The 9,563-nt window shown below is 70.9% G+C and carries 8 protein-coding genes; 5 read left to right on the forward strand and 3 right to left on the reverse strand.

Translation table 11 applies throughout. The features are described 5' to 3' along the window. Positions 1-154 precede the first annotated feature (154 nt). The 3 genes from ACPYN9_RS16670 to ACPYN9_RS16680 form a co-directional block, all read right to left on the reverse strand. On the reverse strand, positions 155-1,216 hold the full coding sequence (locus ACPYN9_RS16670; protein ID WP_424467921.1) for an NAD(P)/FAD-dependent oxidoreductase: 1,062 nt from the start codon (positions 1,214-1,216) through the stop codon (positions 155-157). Between the two features lie 290 nt (positions 1,217-1,506). After that, positions 1,507-3,030 (reverse strand): glutamate--tRNA ligase, encoded by a 1,524-nt coding sequence (gltX, locus tag ACPYN9_RS16675; RefSeq protein WP_424467923.1) that lies wholly within the window; start codon positions 3,028-3,030, stop codon positions 1,507-1,509. A gap of 41 nt (positions 3,031-3,071) precedes the next feature. Beyond that, positions 3,072-4,178, reverse strand: coding sequence for a GNAT family N-acetyltransferase (locus ACPYN9_RS16680; RefSeq protein ID WP_424467925.1), 1,107 nt, complete (start codon positions 4,176-4,178; stop codon positions 3,072-3,074). A gap of 247 nt (positions 4,179-4,425) precedes the next feature. Here ACPYN9_RS16680 and ACPYN9_RS16685 point away from each other — a divergent pair, with 247 nt between their 5' ends. The 5 genes from ACPYN9_RS16685 to ACPYN9_RS16705 all read left to right on the forward strand — a co-directional run bounded on the left by ACPYN9_RS16685 (position 4,426) and on the right by ACPYN9_RS16705 (position 9,424). Further along, positions 4,426-5,367, forward strand: coding sequence for a siderophore-interacting protein (locus ACPYN9_RS16685; RefSeq protein WP_424467927.1), 942 nt, complete (start codon positions 4,426-4,428; stop codon positions 5,365-5,367). After that, complete coding sequence (locus ACPYN9_RS16690; protein WP_424467929.1) at positions 5,364-6,377, forward strand: FecCD family ABC transporter permease; 1,014 nt, start codon at positions 5,364-5,366, stop codon at positions 6,375-6,377. Before ACPYN9_RS16685 ends, ACPYN9_RS16690 begins: the two co-directional genes overlap by 4 nt. Continuing rightward, the gene (locus tag ACPYN9_RS16695) at positions 6,374-7,459 is read left to right on the forward strand and encodes a FecCD family ABC transporter permease (RefSeq protein WP_424467931.1); all 1,086 of its coding nucleotides are present in this window, start codon (positions 6,374-6,376) and stop codon (positions 7,457-7,459) included. The genes ACPYN9_RS16690 and ACPYN9_RS16695 overlap by 4 nt, the downstream gene beginning before the upstream one ends. After that, positions 7,456-8,292, forward strand: a complete 837-nt coding sequence (locus tag ACPYN9_RS16700) for an ABC transporter ATP-binding protein (protein WP_424467933.1) — start codon at positions 7,456-7,458, stop codon at positions 8,290-8,292. Before ACPYN9_RS16695 ends, ACPYN9_RS16700 begins: the two co-directional genes overlap by 4 nt. A 103-nt stretch (positions 8,293-8,395) precedes the next feature. Continuing rightward, positions 8,396-9,424 (forward strand): iron-siderophore ABC transporter substrate-binding protein, encoded by a 1,029-nt coding sequence (locus ACPYN9_RS16705; RefSeq protein ID WP_424467935.1) that lies wholly within the window; start codon positions 8,396-8,398, stop codon positions 9,422-9,424. Positions 9,425-9,563: the final 139 nt, after the last annotated feature.

Raw genomic sequence — 9,563 nt, forward strand, 5'->3', positions numbered from 1 at the left:
ACAGGCGGGCCGCAGCCCTCCGTATACGGGGGACGGCGAAGGTGCCGACGCTGTCAAGCTACCGCAGGCGTCGCCCGCCGAACAGACCCGTGGGAGCCCCGGAGAACCGGCGAATTCGCGCGGTTCCGAGCCCCCACCCACGTCGATCTGCGACTCAGAGGCCGAGCAGATCCCGGTCGACCGCCATGCCCGTCTGCGCCCCGTTGCCGGCCGCGACGATCAGCATCTGCGGGCCCGGCCCCGTCAACTCCCCCGTCGCGTAGATGCCCGGCACGCTCGTGCGGCCCAGCGCATCCGCCGACACGAGGCCGAGCGCGTCGAACTCAATACCGAGCTCGCTGGCGAAGTCGAGCTTCGCGACGTAGTTGGGGCGCACAAAGACCGCCTCCGCGGTCACGACCTCGCCATCGGCGAGCGCAACCCCGGTCACGCCGCCCGGACCGCCCTCCACATCCACCACCTCGCGTGTCTCCACGACGACGCCACGCTCCACGAGGTCCAGCTCCTGCATCGGCCCGAGCTGCCCCTCCCCCGCGAACACCGTGAGCGCCGCGCTGAACCGCGTCAGCTGCACGGCCCGCTCGTACAGGTCCGTCACCCCGGGCGCCGCGATGACCGACACGCGCCGGTCGCGCTGCGTCCACCCGTCGCACTCGACACAGCTGTGAATGCTCGTGCCGTAGAACGCGCGCAGCATCGGCAGCTGGGGCAGCACCTCGGTGAGGCCCGTCGCCAGGACGACGGAGCGGGCAAACACGGCCCGCGCGGGCGTCCCGCGCACCCCCTTCGCCTCGACCGCGAAGCGGTAGGGGATGCGCACCCCGTCCCGCCGACGCGACGCCGCCTCACGCGGGTCGCCGGCGTCGGACCCCGCGACGAACGCGAACGACCCCTCGAAGGCGGCGCCCTGCGACGCATCCGCGCCCGCAGACTCCTCCGGCGTGAGCGCACGAACGCGCGTGACCTGCGCAAACTGGATCTCGGCGTCCTCGTAGGCCTCGACATCCTCGCGGCCAAGCCGCCGCAGCTCGTTTGGCGCCGTGTGGTCGCGGGTGAGGAAGCCGTGGGCTTCCAGCGTCGCCGAGTGCCGAGGCCTGTTGCCGTCGAGCACCAACGTCGAATAGCGGTGGCGGGCGAGGATCAGCGCCGCCTGCAGCCCGGCGGGGCCGCCGCCGATGACGACGACGTCGTAGTGCGTGCCCAGCGCCTCGGTCATGCGATCCTCCTGGAATCTCACCCCCGCGAGCTCACGCACGCGGGCATCCACTTAGGTTAGCCTCACCCGTCGTCGCGTGCGAGCGGCGACCCCCGCCGGCACGTCTCGGGATGGGTTCCTCACTTCGGGATGGGTAGAAACCCATCCGGGAGTGAGAAAGCCATCCCGAGACGGAGAGCGGATGCTCGGCGCCGGGCACAGCGTGAGCCGAGTCCCGCGCCGGGCACAGTGGGAGCGGAGTCCCGCGCCGGGCTTCGAGACCGGGGTACGCGCCGAGTCCCGCGCGAGGGCTACGCGGCGAGGCGCGAGACGAGCGAGCGGATGCGCGCGAGCGACTGCTCACGCCCGAGCAGCTCGAGCGACTCGAAGAGCGGCGGGGAGATCTTGCGGCCCGAGACGGCGACGCGGATCGGGCCGAACGCGACCCGTGGCTTGAGCCCGAGCCCGGCGATGAGGGCACCGCGGAGGGCTGCCTCGATCTGCTCGGTCGTCCACGCCTCCGGCGCGTCGAGCGACTCGAGGGCTGCGAGCGAGGCGTCGAGCACTGCCGTCACGTCGCCCTTGAGCGAACCGACGGCCGTGTCCTCAACCTCGAGGTCCGCCGCGTCAACGAACAGGAAGCCGAGCATCTCGGGGGCCTCGCCGAGGAGCTGCATGCGCTCCTGGACGAGCGGCGCCGCGCGCCCGAGCAGCTCGAGCTGCGCATCCGTCGGCTCGAGCGACAGCACCCCCGCAAGCTGGAGCGGGGCGACGAGCCGCCGCGCGAAGTCGTCGGCGCCGAGCAGGCGCATGTGCTCGCCGTTGATCGCCTCGGCCTTGGTGAGGTCGAAGCGCGCCGGGTTCGGGTTGACGTCCTCGACGTCGAACGCGACGACCATCTCGTCCATGGTGAACACGTCGCGGTCAGCGGCGATCGACCAGCCGAGGAGCGACAGGTAGTTGAGCAGCCCCTCCGGCAGGAAGCCGCGGTCGCGGTGGTGGAAGAGGTTCGACTCCGGGTCACGCTTCGAGAGCTTCTTGTTGCCCTCGCCCATGACGTACGGCAGGTGGCCGAAGCGCGGGATGAACTCGGCGACGCCCACGTCGATGAGCGCGTGGTAGAGCGCGATCTGGCGTGGGGTCGACGACAGCAGGTCTTCGCCGCGCAGCACGTGGGTGATGCCCATGAGGGCGTCGTCGACGGGGTTCACGAGCGTGTACAGCGGCTTGCCGTTGGGGCGCACGAGCACGAAGTCGGGGAACGACCCGGCCTTGAACGTGATCTCGCCGCGCACGAGGTCGTCGAACGAGAGGTCGGTGTCGGGCACGCGCAGGCGCAGGGCGGGCTCGCGCCCCTCGGCCTTGAGGCGCGCGATCTCGTCGGCGGGCAGGTCGCGCTCGAAGTTGTCGTACCCCATCTTCGGGTCGCGACCGGCGGCGATGTTGCGCGCCTCGATCTCCTCGCCCGTCGCGAACGACTCATACAGGTGGCCGGCGTCGCGGAGCTTCTGGATGACGTCGAGGTAGATGTCGGTGCGCTGCGACTGGCGGTACGGCTCGTGCGGGCCGCCGACGTTCACGCCCTCGTCCCAGCCGAGCCCAAGCCAGCCGAGGCCGTCGATGATCTGCTGGTAGCTCTCCTCGGAGTCGCGCTCCGCGTCGGTGTCCTCAATACGGAACACGAAGGTGCCGCCCGTGTGCTTCGCGTACGCCCAGTTGAAAAGGGCGGTGCGGATGAGCCCAACGTGCGGGGTTCCCGTCGGCGAGGGGCAGAAGCGGACGCGGACATCGCTGCCCGAGGCGGTGGTCACAAGCGAGGAAGAGGATGCAGTCATGAGGGCTTCAGCTTACCGGGGCGCCGCTGCCGGCAACCGCCTCAGGCCAGCACCTTCCGCCAGGCCCCCTCGCTCAGGAACACCCGGAAGCCGAGCGCCTCGTTGACGTTCAGCATGGGCCGGTTCTCCTCGGCGTTGTAGGTGTACACCCGCTCCGTCTCGGGCGAAACCTCCCGCCAGGCCAGCAGGTTCTCGGCCTTCACGAGCAGGCCGAGCCGGTGCCCTCGGTGCTCACGCAACACGAGCGTGTCCTCCTGATCAGCGCGCCTCGTGCCGTCGTCGAGGCGCTGTAGCTCCGTGAACGCCACAAGCTCGCCGCTCGGCACATGCTCGATCGCGCCGACGAGCACCTGGTCGCCGCGCGCGATCGAGGTGGCCTCGAGCTCGTCGCGCACGCGTTTCGCGTCCCACTCCTGCTCGTCTTCCACCAGCTCCCCCTGCGGGGCGTCCGTGCTCATGCGCGCCTTGAGCCGCGCGTAGCCGTCGACGTACTCGTCCGGCGTCGGGTACGACCACGAGACGTAGCGGTAGTCGCCGCCCGCGATCGCGCGGGCCTCGTCGCGCAGCGCCCGCAGCTCGTCGTCGTGCGCCCCGCCCAGCTCGAGCACGCTCATCCGCTCGACCTGGCCGAGCTCGAAGCCGCGCTGCACAAGCATCTGGGCCGCCGGGTCAAGCGCCGGCACGTCGCCGACTCCCGTTGGGGACGGGATGCGCGGACCCTCCACCTCCCGGTGCACCACCCACATGCGGATGTCGGTGCGCCCCGCATCCCGCACCACACGCTCCCCCACGTCGTAGGCCGCGGCACCGAGGCCGCGACCGCGAGCATCCGGGTGGATCTCGAGCATCATCTTGGCCATCTCGAGGTCTTCCGTGAGCGGGAAATCGAACAGCACCCGACCGACGAGGTGGCCGTGCTCCCGGATGAGGCGACCGTCGCGGCGCTCGTACTCGCTCGGCGCAAACCCGGGCAACAGCACCTCGGCGGGCAGCACGAAATCGTTGCCCCGGTAGGTGTCGCGGGCGACGGCGTTGCGCAGCTCGGTCATTTGGCGGAAGGGCTCCGCCGAGTCGTCGCCGAGCGAGGTTGGAATCGTGAGGGGTTCGGCGGTGAACCCGGCGGGGGTGGCGGGGGCGTCGGACGACATCGGTTCGCTTCCTGTCAGTGCGGTGAAGCTGCGGCGTCGCAGCCGGCCAGGATATCGGCCGAGGAGTGGGGCGATCAAGCGCGCGGCGTGGCGGCAGGAGGCCGCTCTCCCCCCACCGACTCGCGCCCCACCGGCTCGCGCGCAATTCGCCCGCGCGATCGGCCATTGCCCTCTCCGAAACGAACGATCCACGGGGATTCTCCTCGCCGACTGGACGCGGCGGTAAGGCAAGGCTTATCTTTGCTGGGTGACCTCCCCCGCCGTGCTGACCCGTCCCGCCTACCGGCCCTACTGTGCCGAGGTCCGAGCGGTGCGACACCTCTCGCCCTCCTTCACCCGGGTGACGTTCACGTGCGACGACTTCGAGAACTTCGGCACCACCGGCCTCGACCAGCGCATCAAGCTCATCCTCCCGATGGCGGACGGAACCACGAGCGACTTCGGGCAGCGCGACCAGAAGGTGCTCGACGCCGGGCTCTGGTACGAGCGCTGGCGCGAGACGCCGACCGAGCGCCGCAGCCCGCTCCGCACCTACACGGTTCGTCGCGTCGACCCCGATGCGCGCGAGGTCGACGTCGACTTCGTCGTGCACCACGGCGCCGGCCCGGCCGGTTCCTGGGCCGAACGCGCGAAGCCGGGCGATGACCTCGTCATCGTGGGCCCGGACCAGCGCAGCGAGCACGCGCACCTCGGCGCTGATTGGCACCCGGGCACCGCCCGCAAGCTCCTGCTCGCCGGCGACGAGACCGCGGTTCCCGCGATCGGCTCCATCCTCGAGTCGCTCAGCGATCGATGCGAGGTTGACGCGCTGCTCGAGGTGCCGACCGCGGCCGACATCGTGCCCATCGACGTGCCGTCGAACTTCCGCATCACCTGGCTGCCCCGCGACGGCGCAGCCCACGGCGCACGGCTGATCGAAGCCCTCACCAGCTGGTGCGACGCGTCCCCGGAGACGCTCGCCCAAGCCGCGGCACCCCGACCGCAACAGATCGCCGACATCGACGTGGACGTCGACCTCCTCTGGGACACCCCCGAAGACGGCGAGGGCGAGTTCTACGCCTGGATGGCCGGCGAAGCCGCCACCATCAAGACGCTCCGCCGCCAGCTCGTTTCTGTGCGCGGCGTCGACCGCAAGCGCGTCGCATTCATGGGCTACTGGCGACTCGGCCAGTCCGAGCACCAGGAATGATCACGGGCGCCCGCGCGCGCCGTGTCCGCCTCGTGGCGTTCGGTGCCGTCGCGCTGCTCGTCGTCACCGTGGTCGTCAGCCTCCTCGTCGGAGCGCGCCCCATCGCGCCGGCGGTGGTGGTGGATGCGTTGCTCGCGCCGGATCCAAACACGGCCGACCACATCGTGGTCAGGGACCAGCGCATCCCCCGCACCCTCATCGGCATCCTCGCCGGCGCGGCTCTCGCGGTTGCAGGGACCCTCATGCAGGGCATCACGCGCAACCCCCTCGCCGACCCCGGCCTGCTCGGCATCAACGCCGGCGCGTCCGTCGCGGTGCTCGTGGCTATCACCTTCTTCAGCATCTCCGCGCCCACCGGGTTCGTCTGGTTCGCGTTTGCCGGGGCCGCCATCGCGGCCGTCGTCGTCGCCTTCGTCGGTACGAGGGGGCCGGACGGCGACAACCCCGCGAAGCTCGCCCTCACCGGCGCGGCCGTCACCGCGGGCCTCACGGCGGTAACGACGCTCATCCTCACCACCTCCATCGTCGCCCTTGACGTGTTCCGCTACTGGCAGGTCGGCGGGCTCACGTCCCGCGGCCTCGACACAGTCGCCGTCGTCGCGGTCCCCCTGCTCATCGGCGGCATCATCGCCGTCGCGAGCGCACGCGGCCTCGACCTCATCGCCCTCGGCGCCGACACCGCGGCCGGACTCGGACAGAACGTGACCCGCACCCGCGCCCTCGGCATCCTCGCGACCGTACTCCTCTGCGGCGGCGCCACCTCGATCGCCGGCCCCATCGTGTTCATCGGCCTCCTCGTGCCGCACACGCTGCGCGCGATCATCGGCGACGACTACCGGCGCCTCCTGCTCATCGGAGCGCCCCTCGGCGGCGCGGTCCTGCTCATTGCAGACATCGTCGGCCGCGTCATCGCCCTCCCCGGCGAGGTGCAGGTCGGCGTGGTCGTCGCCTTTGTCGGCGCCCCAGTGCTCATCTCGCTGGTGCTCCGCAGGAAGCAGGTGGCGTTGTGACGAAGCAGGATGCGCGCGCCGCGGCCCCCGTCGCCCCCACGGGGCGTGGAACCGGTGACGACGGCGGATCGCCCCTCGAGACGGTCCGGGCGCGCGTTCGCCGACGCCGCGCATCCGTCGCCCTCGCGGTGACCGCTGCCCTCGTCGCCGTCGTGATCGTCGGCGTGACGACGGGCGACTACCCGCTCACCCTCGAGCAGCTCGGTCGAACGCTCCTCGGCGGCGGCGACCGCCTCGAGTCCTACGTGCTGTTCCAGGTGCGGCTCCCCCGCGTCCTCATGGGCGTCCTCGTCGGCGCGTGCCTCGGCGTCGCCGGCGCGCTCCTCCAGGGCGTGCTGCGCAACCCCCTCGCGAGCCCCGATCTGCTCGGCATCAGCGGCGGCAGCAGCGTCGCCGCGGTCTTCCTCCTGCTCACCTTCGGCGTGACGGGCCCCTCCCTCGCCATCGCCGCCTTCGTGGGTGGGCTCGCAGTCGCCGCGGTGCTGCTGCTTGCGGCTGGCAAGCGGGGCGAAGCCGGGTTCCGGCTCATCCTCGCCGGTATCGGCATCTCGTTCCTCTGCGTGGCCATCATGAACTACCTCATGGTGCGCAGCCAGGTCGAGCTCGCGCAGGCCGCGCTGCTCTGGGTGACCGGCTCGCTCGCCTCGACGGCCTGGTGGCATCTGCTCGTCGTGGGCGCCGTCGCCGCCGCGACCCTCCCGGCGGTCGTCGTCTCAGCCCGATGGCTGCCGATCGCGCAACTCGGCGCGGCCACCTCCGCCGGCCTCGGGGTCAGCGTGACTCGCGTGCGGCTCACCGCCGTCATCGCAGCCGTGCTGCTCACCGCCGTCACCTGCGCCTTCGCAGGCCCCATCTCCTTCATCGCGCTCTGCGCCCCCGCGATCGCCAGATCCCTCCTCGGGCACGGTTCGATCGCCATCGGCACGAGCGCCATCACCGGCGCCGCCCTGCTCGCCGGCGCCGACCTCGTCGCCCAGTTCGCGATCCCCGAGACCTCGCTGCCCGTCGGCGTCGTCACCGGAGCAATCGGCGCCGTGTTCCTGCTCTGGCTGCTCGCCTCAACGAAAGGACGCCAGCTGTGACCGGCGCCGCCCCCGCTTCCCCAGCCGGCCCGCGCCTCTCCGCGCGCGGCCTCTCCGCCGGCTACCCGAACCGCACCGTCATCGAGGGGCTCGACCTCGACATCACGCCAGGGCGCATCACGATGATCATCGGCGCCAACGCCTGCGGCAAATCGACACTCCTCGGCGTGCTCGCACGCATCTCCAACCCACTCGCGGGCAGCGTGCTGCTCGACGAAGTCGACGTCACGAGCATCCCGAGGCGCCGCTTCGCGCAGACCGTCGGGATGCTCCCCCAACACCCGACCGCCCCAGACGGCCTCACGGTGGCCGAGCTCGTGGCACGCGGACGCCACCCCCACCGCGGCTTCTTTGACCGGTGGGGGCAGGCCGACACCAGGTATGTCGACGAGGCCATGCGGCGCACCGGCGTCGCCGAACTCGCGGACCGTCCCGTCGGCGACCTCTCCGGTGGCCAGCGACAGCGCGTCTGGATCGCGATGTCGCTCGCGCAGAACCCGCAGGTGCTGCTCCTCGACGAGCCGACCACCTTCCTCGACCTCAGCCACCAGCTCGAGGTCCTCGACCTCCTCGTGAGCCTCAACCGCCGCGAAGGCACCACCATCGTCGTCGTCCTGCACGAGCTGAACCTCGCCGCGCGCTACGCCGACGAGCTCATCGTCATGCGCGAAGGCCGAATCGTCGCCAGCGGCGCCCCCGTCGACGTGCTCACGAAAGAGGTCGTCGCCGACGCCTTCGCACTCGACGCTCTCGTCATGCCAGACCCACTCACCAAGACCCCGCTCGTCGTCCCTGTGCCGGGCGGCGCCCACACGGGCCACGAACCCGCATAACGACGAACGCGCCCAGCCACGAACCCGCACGGCCACGAGGCGGCACCTCGCCCCTGGCAGGCGCATCCGCTCTCCCCTCCTGTATCCGCGAAAGGAACCACCCATGAACCGCATCCTCCGACCGATCGCCGCCGCCGCGGTCGCGGTCACCGCGCTCGCGCTCAGCGCCTGCGCCCCGACCGCCGCCGACGACACCGCGGCGGGCGCAGCCCCCGGCGATGCCTCGAGCTTCCCCGTCACCTTCGAGCACATGTACGGCACCACAACCATCGAAGAGGCGCCGACCCGCGTCGCAACGTGGGGCTGGGGTGTGACCGACGCGGTGCTCGCGCTCGACATCGTTCCCGTCGCCATGGCATCGATGGACTACGGCGGAGGCGAGGACCGCATCGCCCCGTGGGTCTCCGACAAGATCGAGGAACTCGGCGGCGAGACGCCCGTCATCCTCGACAACGCCACCTACGAGCTCTCGGTCGAGGCGCTGCTCGCCACCGACCCCGACGTCTTCATCGCCTCCTACTCCGGGCTCACGCAGGAGGAGTACGACGCCGTCACCGCAGCAGGCGTGCCTGTCGTCGCCCCAGAGGAAGCCATCTGGTCGACGCCGTGGCGTGATGTGATCACCGACACCGGCAAGGCGCTCGGCCTCGCGCCGGAAGCAGAGACGATCCTCGCCGACCTCGACCAGCAGGTCGCCGACCAGGCCGCCGAGCACCCGGAGTTCGAGGGCACCACCATCGCCTACGCCTCCGAAGACGTCGACACGTTCTACCTGCTCCTCGCCAATGACCCCCGCGTCGAGCTGCTCACCGACCTCGGCTTCACGAGCGCGCCGTCAGTCGCGGAGCTCGCGACCGGCGAGTCGACCTTCTCGACGACCGTGTCAAGCGAGAACCTCGACAAGATCGACGCCGATGTGGTCTTCACGCAGACTGAGACCGAGGAGCAGCTCCAGACGTTCCTCACCTCCGACCGCACGAAGCTCATCCCGGCGGTCTCGAAGGGCGCCGTCGCAGCGCTCGTCGGCGAGGAGAACGGCGCGGCCATCTCGCCGACGGCCCTCTCCATCCCGTTCTTCCTGCCGACGCTCGTCGAGCAGCTCGCCACCGCGACCGAGATCGCGAAGGGCTGACCCCGAGCCCCCCGACACGGCGCCCACGCGGCGTCGCTGCCAGCCGAATGGCCTTTCTCGCACCTGTGATGTCTCGGGACATCGGTGACAGTTCTGTATCAGGACATTGGTGACAGTTGATGTCTCAGGACATCGGTGA

Origin of the sequence: Pseudoclavibacter helvolus, assembly GCF_049707175.1 — a bacterium.
GTDB classification, from domain to species: domain Bacteria; phylum Actinomycetota; class Actinomycetes; order Actinomycetales; family Microbacteriaceae; genus Pseudoclavibacter; species Pseudoclavibacter helvolus_A.

Bases quoted from the DNA above. Each gene is read 5' to 3' on its own strand.
- ACPYN9_RS16705 (WP_424467935.1), top strand. From the start codon at position 8,396: ATGAACCGCATCCTCCGACCGATCGCCGCCGCCGCGGTCGCGGTCACC.
- ACPYN9_RS16680 (WP_424467925.1), bottom strand. From the start codon at position 4,178: ATGTCGTCCGACGCCCCCGCCACCCCCGCCGGGTTCACCGCCGAACCC.
- ACPYN9_RS16670 (WP_424467921.1), bottom strand. From the start codon at position 1,216: ATGACCGAGGCGCTGGGCACGCACTACGACGTCGTCGTCATCGGCGGC.
- ACPYN9_RS16690 (WP_424467929.1), top strand. From the start codon at position 5,364: ATGATCACGGGCGCCCGCGCGCGCCGTGTCCGCCTCGTGGCGTTCGGT.
- gltX (WP_424467923.1), bottom strand. From the start codon at position 3,030: ATGACTGCATCCTCTTCCTCGCTTGTGACCACCGCCTCGGGCAGCGAT.